General features: G+C 39.7%; 16 protein-coding genes. 1 reads left to right on the top strand and 15 read right to left on the bottom strand.

The genetic code is table 11. The features are described from left to right. Positions 1–3: 3 nt before the first annotated feature. The 15 genes from RG571_RS02160 to RG571_RS02090 form a co-directional block, all read right to left on the bottom strand. Positions 4–642, bottom strand: coding sequence for a thiamine diphosphokinase (locus RG571_RS02160; RefSeq protein ID WP_002287382.1), 639 nt, complete (start codon positions 640–642; stop codon positions 4–6). Further along, positions 643–1,293 (bottom strand): ribulose-phosphate 3-epimerase, encoded by a 651-nt coding sequence (gene rpe, locus RG571_RS02155; protein ID WP_002318857.1) that lies wholly within the window; start codon positions 1,291–1,293, stop codon positions 643–645. A 12-nt stretch (positions 1,294–1,305) separates the two neighbouring features. Continuing rightward, a complete protein-coding gene (rsgA, locus tag RG571_RS02150) occupies positions 1,306–2,205 on the bottom strand; it encodes a ribosome small subunit-dependent GTPase A (RefSeq protein ID WP_002287379.1) in 900 nt (299 codons plus the stop codon). Positions 2,206–2,369: 164 nt separating this feature from the next. Further along, positions 2,370–4,439 (bottom strand): Stk1 family PASTA domain-containing Ser/Thr kinase, encoded by a 2,070-nt coding sequence (gene pknB, locus RG571_RS02145; protein ID WP_002318855.1) that lies wholly within the window; start codon positions 4,437–4,439, stop codon positions 2,370–2,372. Next, on the bottom strand, positions 4,436–5,176 hold the full coding sequence (locus RG571_RS02140; protein WP_002287376.1) for a Stp1/IreP family PP2C-type Ser/Thr phosphatase: 741 nt from the start codon (positions 5,174–5,176) through the stop codon (positions 4,436–4,438). The genes pknB and RG571_RS02140 overlap by 4 nt, the downstream gene beginning before the upstream one ends. Before the next feature lie 12 nt (positions 5,177–5,188). Further along, entirely contained in the window at positions 5,189–6,547 is a 1,359-nt protein-coding gene (gene rsmB / locus RG571_RS02135; RefSeq protein ID WP_002298188.1) for a 16S rRNA (cytosine(967)-C(5))-methyltransferase RsmB, read from the bottom strand. Next, positions 6,547–7,485 carry a methionyl-tRNA formyltransferase gene (gene fmt / locus RG571_RS02130; protein WP_002298189.1) on the bottom strand — a complete coding sequence of 313 codons (939 nt, stop codon included), beginning with the start codon at positions 7,483–7,485 and terminating at the stop codon, positions 6,547–6,549. The genes rsmB and fmt overlap by 1 nt, the downstream gene beginning before the upstream one ends. Continuing rightward, positions 7,478–7,969, bottom strand: a complete 492-nt coding sequence (gene def, locus RG571_RS02125) for a peptide deformylase (protein ID WP_002287369.1) — start codon at positions 7,967–7,969, stop codon at positions 7,478–7,480. The genes fmt and def overlap by 8 nt, the downstream gene beginning before the upstream one ends. Before the next feature lie 14 nt (positions 7,970–7,983). After that, on the bottom strand, positions 7,984–10,392 hold the full coding sequence (gene priA, locus RG571_RS02120; protein ID WP_002339713.1) for a primosomal protein N': 2,409 nt from the start codon (positions 10,390–10,392) through the stop codon (positions 7,984–7,986). Positions 10,393–10,644: 252 nt separating this feature from the next. Next, positions 10,645–10,950 (bottom strand): DNA-directed RNA polymerase subunit omega, encoded by a 306-nt coding sequence (gene rpoZ, locus RG571_RS02115; protein ID WP_002287365.1) that lies wholly within the window; start codon positions 10,948–10,950, stop codon positions 10,645–10,647. 4 nt (positions 10,951–10,954) lie between these two features. Continuing rightward, a complete protein-coding gene (gene gmk, locus RG571_RS02110) occupies positions 10,955–11,569 on the bottom strand; it encodes a guanylate kinase (protein WP_002287358.1) in 615 nt (204 codons plus the stop codon). A gap of 608 nt (positions 11,570–12,177) precedes the next feature. After that, positions 12,178–12,462 carry a hypothetical protein gene (locus RG571_RS02105; protein WP_002287356.1) on the bottom strand — a complete coding sequence of 95 codons (285 nt, stop codon included), beginning with the start codon at positions 12,460–12,462 and terminating at the stop codon, positions 12,178–12,180. 17 nt (positions 12,463–12,479) lie between these two features. Beyond that, positions 12,480–13,370, bottom strand: a complete 891-nt coding sequence (locus RG571_RS02100) for a YicC/YloC family endoribonuclease (protein WP_002287354.1) — start codon at positions 13,368–13,370, stop codon at positions 12,480–12,482. Between the two features lie 19 nt (positions 13,371–13,389). Beyond that, positions 13,390–13,608, bottom strand: a complete 219-nt coding sequence (locus RG571_RS02095; protein ID WP_002287352.1) for a YdbC family protein — start codon at positions 13,606–13,608, stop codon at positions 13,390–13,392. After that, on the bottom strand, positions 13,578–15,278 hold the full coding sequence (locus tag RG571_RS02090) for a patatin-like phospholipase family protein (protein ID WP_308947463.1): 1,701 nt from the start codon (positions 15,276–15,278) through the stop codon (positions 13,578–13,580). Before RG571_RS02090 ends, RG571_RS02095 begins: the two co-directional genes overlap by 31 nt. Positions 15,279–15,543: 265 nt before the next feature. On the opposite strand from RG571_RS02090, the gene RG571_RS02085 reads away from it, so the two are divergent. After that, positions 15,544–16,317 carry a hypothetical protein gene (locus RG571_RS02085; RefSeq protein ID WP_002298196.1) on the top strand — a complete coding sequence of 258 codons (774 nt, stop codon included), beginning with the start codon at positions 15,544–15,546 and terminating at the stop codon, positions 16,315–16,317. Positions 16,318–16,341: the final 24 nt, after the last annotated feature.

Raw genomic sequence — 16,341 nt, 5'->3', positions numbered from 1 at the left:
GGATCAATCTTTGCTTTGAATAACTGCAATCATACCATCTGAAAAAGAAAATTCTGCGGTATCTGAAAGAAATTCGTTACTTGCATAAGATGTCGGATATTCTACTTCTTTATTTTCCAATACATACTTGCTGCCTTTTAATGTAAGATTCGAGACGGGAGTCAAGCAGCAATAAGCTAAATACTTCATATCTGGTATCTGTCTTACTATATGCTCTCCAGGCAAATAATAAGACAAATAATTTTGACAATCTCTGATAATAAGCTGATGGGCAAAGGGTTTGAAGCGAGGTTCCATACCTAACCAGAGATTGGCTAAAAGATGATCCAATCTTCCGCCCGTAGCTCCAATCAAAGTGACTTCCGCTTGCGGGTAACGTTCAAATGTTTTTAAGATACCTAACTGTGTATCTGTATCGTCTTTTTCTGCAGGGGAACGGGTATACTCTTTGGCTTTTGCAAATACTTCCTTCTGCTCTTCGTTCGACAATGAATCAAAATCACCCACTGCCAGATCTACTGGGTAGCCTGCTTGAAGCAGGTACAGCGCACCACGGTCTATCCCGACATAGGCATCGTATTTGGACAGCAGAGACTGCGGCCAGTTTTGCGGATTACCTCCAGCAGCTAATAAAATTTTCATTTAGTCTAATGCCTCTTTTAATCGTTCGATTTGTCCGACTGGATTTTCGGCTCCATAGATATATGATCCTGCAACGAAGACATCCGCCCCTGCATCTTTACAGATTTTTGCTGTGTCTGGAACGATTCCGCCATCTACTTCGATTGCATAAGTCCAATTGTTCTCTCTACGTAGATCAGCGAGTTCCGTAATTTTTTCTACTGTTTCTTCAATAAAGCTTTGTCCGCCGAACCCAGGATTGACAGTCATGACTAGTACTTGATCAGCCAAAGGCAAAACATGTTTGATCATGGAGACTGGTGTTCCTGGATTGATAACTACTCCAGCTTTAACTCCTAAGCTTTTTGTCATTTGAAGTGCCCGATGAATATGAGGAGTTGCTTCGACGTGGACAGTAATGATATCTGCTCCAGCTTTTGCAAATGCTGGAATGTAGTTTTCTGGATCAACGATCATCAGATGGACGTCTAACGGTAATTTAGTAACAGGACGGATTGCCTGAACAATATTTGGCCCTAATGTGATATTTGGGACAAATTGGCCATCCATTACATCTACGTGGATGTAATCTGCGCCTCCTTTTTCCACTAACTCAATGTCTCTTTGTAAATTGGCAAAATCTGCACTCAAAATGGATGGTGCTATTTTCATTCTTGTTTCCTCCTATTTTCGTTTACCTTCTTTTTTTGCATACATTGGTTTTCTTTTTTCGATTTCTTGTAAGAATTGCAAATAATTGTCGTAACGTGTCTGTGCGATACCACCTGTTTCTACTCTATGTTTTACTTCGCAGCCAGGTTCTTTAGCATGCATGCACTCTCTAAATTTGCAATGGACAGAAGCTTCTACAAATTCAGGAAATTGTCTCGGCAGTTCTCCTGCTTCAATTGTCAAAAAGTCAATCGAGCTAAATCCTGGTGTATCTGCTACTAACCCGCCATAGATAGGAATCAGTTCCACATGACGTGTTGTATGCCGTCCTCTTCCAAGTGCATCAGAAATCTCTCCTGTTGCTAAATTCAGTTCCGGTGATATTTGATTCAGTAGCGTCGATTTTCCTGCTCCAGACTGACCCATAAAGACCGATAGCCGTTCTGGGAAGTAACGGATCAGTTCTGTCGTATCACCCGTATGATTGGGTACAATCACCGGATAGCCTATTTTAGTATAGGTTTGCTTGATCTCTTCGATTTTTTCTGGGTCGTCTGACAAGTCGGTCTTTGTCAAAAAAATAATCGGTTCGATCGACTCGTATTCCAAGGTAACTAGAAAGCGGTCAAGTAGATTATAAGAAAATGCAGGCTCTACGATACTTGTGACAATGATTCCAAGATCAACATTTGTGACTGGTGGGCGAACTAATTGATTTTTTCTCGGCAAGATTTCCAGAAGATAGCCGTCTGTTTGATTTTCACTCTCAAAGATCACCTGATCTCCGACAAGCGGCGTGATTTTCCGATTCCGGAAATTTCCTCTTCCTCTTGTTTGATAGGTCTCTCCGTTTGCGTATACATAGTAAAAACCGCTGATTGCTTTTCTGATTTGTCCTTTGATAAGTGCCACCTCCGTTTTTGTTTATTTTACCATACGAAGAGGAAAGTAGGTGTTATTCCATGCAAACTTCTCAAAGTATATGGCTTGAAAATTGATCAAAAGAGATAGAAACACAAAAAAGAGAATGCAACAAATCAATGTCGCATTCCCTTCTGATATATTTTATTCAGCACTTATTTTGAACTTTCTGAGGTGCTAGCTGATGAACTTGTGGAGCTGGAAGATTCTTCTTTTGAAGAGTTGCTTGTGCTACTGGAGCTACTTGAGCTGCTAGAACTGTCTGAAGAGTCTTTTTCAGAACTAGAAGACGCTGGATCTGGTCCTTTAGAGTAAATTACGTTCACAACCATTCCTTTGGTAATTGTCGTTCCTGCCCCTGGTACTGTACGAATCACTTTATCTTTATCCACCGTGTTTGAATATTCGGAAGTCTCATGCCCGATATATTCTGCACCGACACTAGCTAAATAACTTTGTGCTTCGCTTTTTGTATAGCCGGAGATATCATTCAATTTAGGCTCTGTTCCTTGGCTTACGACAAAATTGATGTAAGTTTCTTCTGCTACAACTTCACCCGAGGCTGGATCCTGACTGATGATCGAACCTGATGGTACAGTGTCGCTATAGTCATAAGTAGCACTAATATTATTGATATTGAATCCTTGTGTAACAAGCCAATTACGAACAGTTTCGTAGTTTTCTCCTACATGACTACTCAAAGTCACTGTTTCTGGTCCTTTGCTGACTGTGAAAGTAATCGTGTCTGTTTTAGGATCGACTTCTGTATCTTCTGATGGAGATTGCGAAATGATCATTCCGCTTTCTACCTCTGAACTGAATTCCTCTTCTTTTTGAATCAAGTCAGCAGAAAACCCTAATTCTTTCAAACTTGCTTCGGCATCTTCATAACTTTTACCACTGTAATCATCTAATTTGATTTTTTTCGTGCCGCTACTAATATACAGAGTGACTTCGCGTTTTTGCTTGACTGTCGTTCCCGCTGCCGGGTCTGTCTTCACTACATTACCTTCTTCGATTTTGTCATCTGCAATTTCTTCTGTTTTTGTTGCTACTTCTAATTTCGCTTTTGCGAGTGTTTCTCTAGCAGAAGCTTCAGAAAGATCAGAAACATCAGGAACAACAACTTCTCCTCGCCCGCCAGAAGCAAAGAATACAGCTGTTCCGATTCCTAAAACAGCAAGAATAGCTAATAGGATCAGCCACCATTTTTTCTGTCCTTTCTTTTTAGGATCAGGCAGAACTTCTTCCTCCTCTGGTAAGGTTTCGTTTTCTGGCTTGTCTTTTGGCAGAGGCATAGATTTGAATGAATCAGGCATTGGTGCATCTTCCGTAAGGGGTGTGATAACTTTTGTTTCATTATCCATCGCATGAGGCTGCCATTTTTCTTCGTTTGCACGAGCTGGTGATAATACTGTAGAAAGATCATCAGACATTTCCTCGGCTGACTTATAACGGTCTGCAGGTTCTTTAGCCGTTGCCCGTAAAATCACGTTTTCCAGTGCTTGTGGCACATTTGGATCAAGTGCTTTTATAGATGGAAGATCATCTTGAAAATGTTTTAAAGCAATTGTTACAGCAGATTCACCATCAAACGGTACGCTACCCGTCAACATCTCATAAAGGATGATCCCTAAAGCATAAATATCTGACTGCTTCGTTGCCATACTTCCTCTGGCCTGCTCAGGGGACAGATAATGAACAGATCCTAGCATCGTATTCGTCTGCGTGATCGATGTTTCAGATAAAGCGATAGCAATCCCGAAATCCGTGATTTTTACAACACCTTCATTATCGATCAGTACGTTTTGGGGTTTCAAATCTCGGTGGATGATTTGATGGTTATGAGCTAAAGAAATAGCAGAAAGGATCTGCTGCATAATATTTACTGCTGTTTCATAAGGAACAGGATAATGTGTTTGGATATATCGTTTCAAGTCCATTCCTTTGACGTATTCCATCACCAGATACTGCATGTTGTCTTCTTCACCAACATCGTAAACACTAACAATGTTTGGATGAACGAGTTCTGTTGCTGCTAAAGCTTCTCTCTGAAATCGTCGAATCGCAGTCTGGTCATTTTGAAAGTCAAATCGTAAGACTTTAACTGCTACATCACGATCCAAGATTAAATCGTGCGCCAAAAATACATTTGCCATACCACCGCTACCGATATTTCCAGTGATTTGATAACGGCCATTTAATTTTTTTCCCAACTCGATCATACACTGTCCTCCTTATATTCGATAAGAAGAACGGTGATATTATCCGCTCCGCCTGCTTCATTGGCACGATCAATCAGCTCAGTTACTTTATGAGACAATGGGCCTTCTTGATTGATGATCGTTCCTATTTCTTCTTCAGACAGCATGTTCGTCAAGCCATCTGAACATAACAGCAGTCGATCTTTTAGTTGCCAAAGATGAGTAGAAACATCTACTTCGACTGTTCCAGGCATGCCGACAGAACGTGTTAAAATATTTTTCCTTGGATGGTTCACTGCCATTTCTTCGCTGATTTCTCCTGATTTGACTAGTTCATTGACTAAAGAATGATCCTCCGTCAATTGCATGATTTTATCTTCACGAATCAAATAAGCTCTGCTATCCCCAACATTGGCAATCGTGAACCAGTCATCTGACAGAGCGGCCGCTACGATTGTTGTTCCCATACCGTTATATTCCGGCTGTTCTTGTCCACGTTGATAAATCAGCATATTTTCTTCTTGAATCGATTGAATGAACCATTGGGCGATTTTTTCATCGTCAACAGCTTCTTGTTTTTCCCAAGCTTCGCCTAGATTCGTTACCGCCATCTGACTGGCAATGTCTCCGGCACGATGACCACCCATCCCGTCTGCTAATACAGCAAGCTTGAGACCTGAACGGCTGGTAAATACACTGGCATAGTCTTGATTTGTGTTACGTCGTCTTCCTACATCTGATTGATATTCAATCTGCATTTTTTCACCTCATTACTTTTTGCGCAAACAACAAATGAAAAATCCATCTGTGTAAAACTGATGCGGATACAAAGTCAACATTTTCTCTTCGATTGATGATTGTAGCATAGGATTGGTCAAAACATCAATCCTCTCAAAATCAGGGTGTCTTTCCAAGAAAGCAGAAACAACGTCTTGGTTTTCTTCTTTTAAGATCGTACAAGTGCTATAAGTCAGAATACCGGAAGACTTTAAAGCTGGTGCGCAGCTTTCTAAAATTTCCAATTGGATTTTTGGTAAATTCGCTAATTCATCCGGCTGTTTTTTATAACGAATATCTGGTTTTCGCCGAAGCAGCCCAAGACCTGAACAAGGCGCGTCTACTAAAATCCGATCAAACTGCTCTGCTTCGAACTGTTTACTGACTTCTCTAGCATCCATCTTTTGAGCGTAGACAGCAGAAGAGACACCTAGACGTGCTGCATTATCTTCAATGAGTTTGACTTTGTGTTCGTGTACATCTAAAGCGACCACTTCTCCACCGCATGACGGATCTAAAAAAGAAGCAATATGCGTCGTCTTACCTCCGGGTGCTGCACAGGCATCTAAGACATGATGTTCAGGCTCGATTTGCATAGACGGCGCTACAAGCATCGAACTTTCATCTTGGATCGTCATGACGCCATCGTGGAACAATGAGCTAGAAGCTAAATGCCCTTTTTTCGCTACTATACCGTATGGACTGACTTGGCTTTTTTCAGCTGTGATCTCTTCTTCTTGCAAAACAGTGATGGCCTGATCTCTGGAAAGTCGGCGTGTATCTACTCGGGCACTAGCATGGCTAGGCTGATATAGCGATAAACCGAGCTTTTCAGTTTCTTCGTATCCGATTTGATCCACCAGTCGTTTCGTCATCCATAGAGGCAGGCTGATTTTGACAGAAAGTCTTTCGATAGGATCAGCAATGCCTTGCAGATCTGGTGCTCCTTGACGCTGATAATTCCTCAAGACACCATTTACAAATTTCCCTGTCCCAGGATTTCCTTTTACTTTTGCGATTTCGACCGCCTCGTTTAAAATAGCATGTGCAGGGACTTTATCTAAAAATTCTAATTGGTATACAGAAAGATAAAGAAGCGTCTTGACCCAGTCATCCACTTTTTTTGCTTTAGCGATCAATGGTGCAACGTAAAATTCCAATAGTCGCTGATGGCTAATCGTACCGTAGATCAATTCTGTAAATAAACCCACATCTTTTTGATTTAGCTCGCTTTGTTTGATCATCTCATTCAACAAAAGATTCGAGTAGGCGCCACCCTTGTTCACTCGCTCTAATGTCAGTAATGCCATATATCGTACTGATTTTTTCATTTTTTTAGGGATTTTTTTCATTATTTCACCTGCTGACCAATCTGAACTTGCTGACCGCTTCCGTTAAGGAAATCATGTACGGCCTGTTTTCCTTTACCAGCTGGCTGTAATTCATTGATGGCTAAGACGGTCTGTTTACCGCAAGCAATCCATAGATTTTTTTTGTCTTTCCGGATGATCGTACCAGGTGCTTTGTCTGTAGTTTCTTCCAATACTTCAACCGATAATAATTTCCAGCGTATGCCCTCATAGGTCGTGAATGCAATTGGCCAAGGACGCATTCCGCGTACTTGGTTGTCAATTTCTTCTGCAGTTTTATGCCAATCGATTGCTTCTTGTTCCCGTGTGATGTTTGGCGAAAAAGTTGCTTCTGACTCGTCTTGAGGTACTGGTTTTTGTCCATCCAAAATATTGGGCAATGTTTCTAACAATAGCTTTCTTCCTAAAAGGCTAAGCTTTTCAAACATCGTCCCTACATCATCTTGTTTAGTGATTGGTATGCTTTCTTGCGCATAGATTCCGCCTGCATCCATTTTTTTGATCATTTCCATGATCGTTACACCAGTTTCTTTCTCCCCATTCATGATGGCATAATGAACAGGCGCACCTCCCCGATATTTAGGAAGTAAAGAAGCATGGACATTGATTGCCCCTAATTTTGGTACTTGCAATAACTTTTCAGGCAAGAATTGGCCAAATGCCGCAGTGACGATCACATCAGGCGCCAATTCAATGATTTCTTCCATTTCTGGCGAACCGGAGATTTTCTCTGGCTGCAGCACACGGATACCGTGCTTCAGAGCCGCTTCTTTTACCGGTGTCGGCGTAATTACTCGTTTCCGCCCAACTGGACGGTCGGGCTGTGTTACCACTGCCTGGATCTCGTAACCTGATTCTATCAGCCCTTCAAGAATCGGCACAGAAAAAGCAGGTGTGCCCATAAATACTAGCTTAGTCATCAAGATGTTCCTCCATATATTCTTCAAGTTCTTCTTCCGGGATCTGCTGTATCATTTTCTCAATGAACAAGATACCGTCTAAGTGATCGATTTCATGCTGGAAGGCACGGGCTAAATAGCCAAAAGCCGTCACTTCTATCTCTTCTCCGTCTCGATCATAATAACGCACGGTCACTTCATCTGCTCGCTTGACCGTTCCATAGACATGCGGAATACTGAGACAACCTTCTACGTCAAGGCTTTCACCTTTTGCTTCGATGATTTCTGGGTTAATCAGTTCAAATTTCTCGCCTTCATCTACTTCGATCACAGCAATTCTCTTGTTTTGTCCTACTTGAGGAGCAGCGATCCCTATTCCGTCATTCGCAATCATTGTCTCATATAAATTGTCTAATAAAGCGATTGTCTCGTCCGTGATTACATCGATTGGCTGAGCAGTTCTTTTTAATTTATCATTAGGGTGGATCAATATAGGATAGCGCATAATTTGGCCCTTTCTTAAATAAAGTTTAATGGTTCGTTGTCAATTGCCACAAAAAGACCTTGTCGCTGTTCTTTCTGGCTTCCATTCAAAATTTCATCCAAAACATGAGGAAGATTCGGTTCATGTTTATATTTGATGATTAGTTGATAATAATATCGGTTTTTCACTCTCAAAATCATGCTGGGCGTTGGCCCTAATAGCAAGCTTTGAGGGCTTAACACTTCTTTTAGCTGATTGGCAATCTGAAAGATTTTCTTTGCCGCTACTTGTTCTTCAGGATGGCTGGCGGTTATTTTCACAGTAAAGTAATAAGGAGGATAGCCTCCACGATGCCGTACATGCATTTCCTGCTGATAAAACTGCTCATAATTTTGTTTTTTAGCCAATTCTATGGCGTAATGTTGAGGATTGAATGTTTGGATCACGACTTCGCCTGCTTTTTCCGCTCGCCCTGCTCGTCCTGAAACTTGGGTAAGCAATTGGAATGTATGCTCACTAGAACGAAAATCCGGTAAATTCAGGGAGGTATCAGCATTCAACACCCCAACTAATGTCACTTCTGGAAAGTCCAAACCTTTAGCAATCATTTGTGTCCCTAATAATATATCTGCTTCTTTTGCACCGAATTTTTGTAAAATCTGTTCGTGTGCCCCTTTTCTTCGAGTGGTATCTACATCCATACGCAAAATCCTAGCTTGCGGATAAAGTTCTCGGAGTTCCTCTTCTACTTTTTGAGTACCTGTTCCATAGTAGCGGATTTTATTGCCGCCACAATTAGGACAGCGATTGGGAATAGGTTCTTCATGTCCGCAATAATGGCAGCGCATTGAACGTGTATCCATATGCAGTGTAAGAGAGATATCGCAATTAGGACATGGAAGAACAAATCCACAGTCCCTACACATCACAAAAGACGAATATCCTCGACGATTGAGCAGTAGGACAGTTTGTTCTTTTTTGTCTAATCGATTTTGTATTTTTTCCTGCAAATTAGCAGAAAAAGTAGAGGTCCGATGATTCTGAAACTCTTCACGCATATCTACGATCTCAATAGCTGGAAGCTGTGCAGCTGCTTTGGCTCGGTGGTTCAACTGCAATAACTGATAAACGCCTTTTTGAGCTCGTGCTCTTGATTCTAAAGAGGGCGTCGCGCTTCCTAGAACTATTGGGCAATGATGATATTTACTGCGCCAAATTGCTAGATCTCTCGCATGATAACGCGGTGTCTCATCTTGTTTGTAACTTGATTCATGTTCTTCATCGATAATGATCAGCCCGATATTTTTCAGCGGGGCAAAAATAGCAGATCGTGCGCCTACTACTACTTGCGCTTCTTCCCGCTCAATCTTGCGCCATTCATCATATTTTTCACCTTGGGAAAGTCCGCTATGTAAGACCGCAACTGATTCTCCGAAGCGTCCTTTGAATCGCTCGACCATTTGCGGAGTCAATGCGATTTCAGGCACTAACATGATCGCCGTTTTATTTTCTGACAAAACATCAGCGATTGCCTGAAGATATACTTCTGTTTTCCCGCTGCCAGTGATTCCCTCCAGCAAAAAGACCTGATCTTTTTGCTGCTGACCTGCTGTGATGATTTGTTCGACAGCATTTTTTTGTTCTGCATTCAGTTCCAATGCCGTCGTTTGGTCAAATACTCGGTCTTTATAAGGGTCGCGATAACGTTCTGATTCTATAAACTCCAGCCAGCCCTTTTCTTTTCCTTGATTCAAGACAGCAGTACTGATTCCTTTATTTTTGAAATAAGCAATTGGTTCTTCTTGGCTCAGTTCAGATAAACACAAAAGAAGTTCTTTTTGTTTCTTGGCATTTTGCCGTAATTTTGCCCATTCTTCTTCGATTTGCTTTTCAGTTAACAAAGAACGGACCAAACGAATCGTTTTTACTTTATTTCGTGTATGGACTTCATATTTGATATCTACTAATTGCTCTTGGCGCCAGCGAATCAATTGAGAAAGGCTGCCTTCTTCTTCTGCTTCCTTCCAGGAAATCACTTCTCGCTGATCAAACAATACCTGAACTTCTGGTGTGTCTGCCAAAGGATAGATCAATTTATCATATTCTGCTTTCATCACACTCGGAAGCATCGTTTGTAGACAAGTGATTTTGAATGCGTAAGTAATTTTTTTCATATAATCAGCTAATGAAAGCAATTCTTCATTGACCACCGGAGCAAGGTCTAGCAAACGAATAACTGCCTTCAAAGATGGATTAGCTGATTCTTCTGATTTTTGGATAGCCATAACAAATCCTTGGACATGACGATTGCCATTACCAAAAGGGACTTCTACTCGCATCCCGACTTGCAAAGCTGTTTTCATTTCAGAGGGAACCAAATAAGTGAATGGCTGATCGGTCTGCATAGTAGGTACGTCCACAATGACTTCAGCTGTTAATGTCATGGTTCGTTTCCTCCTTTTTTTGTCTTTTCTTATCAAGCGACAAAAAGTTCCTTGCCTATTTTACTAGAGATCGATGGATTTGTCTTATTTTCTGCCAAATCCTAACAAAAAATTAACAGCAGATAAGAAAAAAAAGAACTGTGTCAAAAAGTTCAGACACAGCCTTTTCTACCAGACAATAAGTGGCGAATGTTTGAAAAGGAAACAGCTGGGTTTGCTTTTCTTTTTAGATGTTCGCTCTATTTTTCTTTATTACATTTTTTGCTCTTCACGGATACGTGATTCCAATTCGTGTTGTTCACGCTCTTTTTGTGCTTGACGTTCCTCTTCTTCCATCTTCAAACGTTCACGTTTTAATTCAGGATGTGGATCATTGACTACATTTCCTGCATCGATTTCTTCTAAAGCTTGACCGACGCTTTTTACTGAATCAAAAGAATCTAGAGTAGGCTGTGCACTTGCATCCAATTCATGCGCGCGTTTACTTGCTAAAATCACTAGAGAATATTTTGAATTTACACGATCTAATAGTGAGTCAATTGAAGGTTTTAACATCATAAGACTACATCTCCTTTAACATTTTAATATATTTACCGATTACGCGATCTACTCGAAAATGTTCACTGGCAATAATGTTTTTGATTCGTTCAACTGCTAGCGGCACTTCATCATTTACAACAGCATAGTCGTAAAGAGCCATCATTTCGATTTCTTCTTTTGCAACTTTCATTCGTTCTTCGATTACTTCATCTGCATCTGTTCCTCGGCCTACGATCCGTGATTTTAATTCCGCTAAATCTGGCGGAGTCAAAAAGATGAATACACCATCGGGCACTTTTTCTTTGACTTGTTTTGCTCCTTGGACTTCAATCTCCAAGAAAACATCTTTTCCTTCATCCAATGTCTTGTTGACATATGACAAAGGAGTTCCATAATAATTCCCGACATATTCTGCGTATTCCAGCATCTCTCCAGCTTCGATCATTGATTCAAACTCTTCTTTGCTTCGGAAGAAATAATCAACGCCTTCGACCTCCCCTTCACGCATTTTACGGGTAGTCATTGAGATCGAATACTGAAAATCATTATCCTCACTCTCAAAAATTGCTTTTCGTACTGTGCCTTTTCCTACACCGGATGGACCAGACAACACGATTAATAATCCACGCTCTGACATGACGACGTCCTTTCAACTAGTCTTTTTGTACTTATCGTTTATTTTGCACTTTTTTTCTGCAACTTTCAAGGTTATCTTTAATTATAGCTAGAAATTGGTAAAAAAGCTACCCTGTACCAAGAGGTCGTAAAAAAGCTGTTCTGCATCAAGTAATAAGAACAGCCAAACATAAACAGTTTCTCATGTTTTTCGTTTGGTTGGGGTTATTATCGCAGATGCAAGCTTTTGAACGCCGTGTATAAGAGGTTGTAAAAAAGCTGTCCTGCATCAAGTAATAAGAACAGCCAAACATAAACAGCTTCTCATGTTTTTCGTTTGGTTGGGGTTATTACCGCAGATGCAAGCTTTTGAACGCCGTGTATAAGAGGTCGTGAAGAAGCCGATTAGTTTCGAGTATGAAGAAAAATTTTGTGAAAATAGTTTCTCACATTTTTGCATAAATTTGGCTTAATACCGAGAAAATGGTTTTTGAACATCACTTATTCAAAATAAAAAAAGATTGTGACACGAATTTTGTCACAACCTTTAAATGTATTCCTAGAGCAAAGAAGCTAAGCGAAGAAATCCAATTCTGATTATTTATTGTATTTCTTTGTTCAGCATCCTTGCTAAAAGCCCATATTGGACAAAGTATTCACTACACCCATGATTTCATCTTTTCGAGAACGTGCTTTTTCTGTCGGATCTTCTACCTCTTCTGTGTCGATTCGAACAATAAATTTCCGATTCATCGTCACGTAAGCACCGTCGTTGATCAAAATAAACAGTTCGTTCTCATTATAGTCTGCACAGGCATCTTTCCATACGTCAAAGCCGTTTTTTTCAGAAGGGATATCCCGTTTTACAACAGTTTTTCCACTTAATTCGTGGAACGTTACGTCATAGTATTTCATTATCTCTACCTCTTTCGTCATTCAATATTTTGTACTTGCTCTCTGATTTTTTCTAAGATCGTCTTAGACTGGACGACTTGATTTTTAATTTCGATTGCATTTGATTTGGAACCGATCGTGTTGATTTCCCGATTCATTTCTTGGATCAGGAAATCTAATTCCCGACCTACAGGACATTGTGCTTCGATAAGTTCATCTAGTTTTTGTACATGGATCGCCAGACGATCCAGTTCCTCGTGAATATCTCCGCGTTCCAACAAGATGGCTAGCTCCGTCAACAACCGTTGCTCATCGACTTTCGCTCCAAGAAATTCCTCCAGCTTTTTTTGATACCTTATTTGAAATTCCTTTTCATAGATTTCTACAAAACTATCGAGTTTTTTTAGTACTTCTTTGAATTCTTCAGTATTCTTTTTCAACACTAAAGCTAAAGCTTGACCTTCTTTTTCTCGACTCGCCTCAATAGAATCAAGTGCGCTTTTCAATGTATCTAGAGCTAACTGTGCCAATTCTTCCATGCTCTCTTCCGGTTTTTCTTCTACCGTTACGAAGTTTTCGTCCAGCGCGAAGCGTTCCGCCATCCGACTAATTGACACTTGATTTTGACTACCGTATCGTTGTTGAATTCCGTCTGTCAATTGAGTGATAAGTGAATCAATCAATTCCCAGTTGATGACGATCTGTTTTTCGTTTTTGCCAATATAAGCTAGATTCACAAATACTTCGATTCGACCGCGGCTTAACTGCTGTTTAATAAGCTGACGAAAATCGTTTTCAACAAAGTTCAGGATTTTAGGACTTCGTATTTGAACATCTAGAAAACGCTGGTTGACACTTTTTATTTCAATATCTAACTGATACGCTTTTGTTTCGCGGATGGCTTTGCCAAAACCAGTCATACTTTTCATTCGACAGGGTCCTTCCTCATTACATATTTTCTATTGCTTTTTGCAGTTGTTCAAACTCTTCGTTCGTCAATGTCAGGCCTTTCCCCATTTTTTCATGGTCTGGCGCCCAATCTCGAAGATCGAATTTTGGCGGGCGACCATTCCAGCTGACTAGGTTCAGTTCTTTACGCCACCCCTTGTTGTTTTCTGACAATATAGCGATTTCTTCTACGATTTCATATGAAAATTCTTGTGCCATGGTTGTTCCTCCTTGAGATAATATAAATATAGGATCAGTAATGTGTCAACTGGTTGCTTAAGCAATTCATGCTGCAAACGATCCTTGCGTTTTCCTTGTAGCAGATAATCAAAATAAACAGTTTTCGTGCGCTCATTTTGTATTTTTTGCTGGTATTTTCGATACCTTCGCCATTCTTCAGTACTTAATTGACCAATTTGTGCCAATAAATCATCCGGCATACTTTTTATATCTTGTTGGCAGATCATTTGAATCATCATGTCTACTTGATAGATTTCATTGGGCAGTAAAAAATGTTTTTTTGCTAAAAGTTCTAGCATCGCCAATCCGCATGTCTCTGGTACGACCCTGTTCTTATATAAATTACGCAGTTTTTGCCAAAATTTTATGCTTTTGAAAAAAGATAATTCTAACTGAATTTCTTTTGTTAAGTAAGACAAAAATCCTCGCCAGTATGTTCTTGCAGGTTTAACAGAATGAAATGTATACCAGTTCCCATAGTAATAGCCTAATCGTTTTTTCATTTCCAGATAGCCTAATTGTAAATTTAATTGGTTCCTTTGGCTATCAAAAAGCAGAAAGCTGCCTAGTGTCCACAATGTTTGACATTTCCAATGGATAAAAATGTCTGGCATACGAATTTTTTTCGCTGGGCCTGGTCCTTGCACATCTACGACAAATGCCTCTGTTGCTCCTTTGTTAATCGCAATATCAATAGGTATTTTGTTGCGATACCCACCGTCTGCATATTTATTTTTTCCGATCTTTCGATAAGCCATAGCGGGATAAAATGAAGCAGAGGCGAGTATCCAATCTGGTATTTCTTCTGTTTTTGTCTGTTGGATATCAGTCACTACTTCCGCTAGTTCTGGCAGTTTAGTAGACACCGTATATAAACGTATTTTGGGATTATGTTTGAGTAAGGACAAATCCAAATTGTCTTTGACCATCTTTTCCAATGGAGCAGAAGAAACCCCGCCTTCAATTAGTGCTGTTTTCGTCATTTGGCGTCTTTCTCGATAGAAGCGTTCACGAAGGTCTTCAACCGCAGCCATTTCTGGTAACGCAAGCACTTGTCTTGTCGACAGCTTTTTCCATAAATTCACAGCTTTTTTCATATCTCCTTGTAAAATCAATGCGCCGTTCAACGCACCTACCGAGGTACCTGTGATAATCTCAAAGTTGATATCATGTTCCTTCAGCGCCTGCCACACACCAATCTGATAAGCACCGTGCGCTCCTCCTCCACCTAAAACAAGTGCTGTATGATAGACCAGCTTTTTATTTAATTGTGTGGTTCCTTGATAGCCGTTTTTATGAAAAATACGCAACCATTCTTCTGATAGAGGAGATTGAAATAAAAAACAACAGTTTTCTTTAATAAAAAAACGAGCGCAAGCTTCCATATACCGAAAAAATTTTTTCCATTCAAAAGTTTCACCTTCAATCAACAGATTATTAAAAATAACATCTCCTCTACTTTTAGCAATAGTAAAATAGACGGTATATTTTTTCGATACTGCTTTAAAAGCACATTGCTTTTTTGTAGAACGCCAAAAAGCGTCTCTACTTTCTTGATGACTTTGAAAAAATGGAAGGGGTTGTTTTGCTTGCTGGATAGGCGAATACAGCGACATTTTCTGTGAAAAGTAAACTTTTTTTATCTCCATCGCTCTCTCCTTTTTCTTCAAGTATACCAGTACGTCATAAAAAGGTCATGAGTCTCGTATTCGACTTTGTAGATTCCATAAGAAAACAATTCATAAAACCTCCTTTAAATAAAAAATACAAAAATCACAAAAATTAATTGAAAATGAGAGTGTTTTCAATGAAAACGTGATTTTGTAATGGAATTTTAAAATAAAAGAAACAAGCTTTTTTAATGCAAATGTTGTAAAATAAAAGAGATTAAGAGGAAATAAGAGGAGGAACATGATGACTGAGTCAGTTTATGTACATATTGATACCACAAGTAATGCTGTTTTAACAAAAGGGCTGACTGCTACTGACTTTGCAAACAGTATCGTGCATTTTCCTCAAAACTTGCTCTTGCTTGATCCATCTGCTTCTGCTGGAGAATATGAATCCCATACAGGGCTGAAAGTAATCCGTGGTACAGAAAATATTCAGCGTTTCTTTTCCTCTTCTCGTAACAGGCGTGGATTCGATGAATTGAAGTGGATCGACTTTACTGATTTAACGATGCTGAAAGAATTGACACCTTTAGAAATTTCAGAATTATTATATTTTGGTCATATGAAAACACATCTTCATTCACCGTTTTTTTATAAACTACAGAATAATTTTGTATACTTCGATCTTAATGATCAGCTGAATCGGATTTATTATCGCTATTTAGATGAATTTTATAGGATTTTTGCTAGTAAATTAAGTTCGATCTTGTCAGATAAGATCAATGTAAAAAAATCTTTTTTCAAAAAAGAAACACCTGTTGAAAAAATCAGTGTGGAATTATTGAAAGAAATGCGTAATTTGATGCAGGAAGGGATCATTTTTTCTTTTGATCAAGTTGGTTTGATCGATGGTGAATATCGTATCCCAATCTATGTGATTGAAGATTATATTTGGAAATTAAAAGGCACCCGGTATCGAGAAGAGGAAATCATCGCTACTTTAATCTACTCTGTCACCGATCGACACTGGCAATTGGTGGAAGATGCCGATCTTTCTTATCTGCCATTGAAGTAGATCTATTTCTTATCAAAAAATAAA

The sequence above is a fragment of the Enterococcus sp. FR204 genome, assembly GCF_031143325.1.
In the GTDB taxonomy this organism is placed as follows: Bacteria; Bacillota; Bacilli; order Lactobacillales; family Enterococcaceae; genus Enterococcus_B; species Enterococcus_B faecium.
Note: the sequence above shows the minus strand (reverse complement) of the source record. Positions and strands in the feature narration are given on the sequence as shown.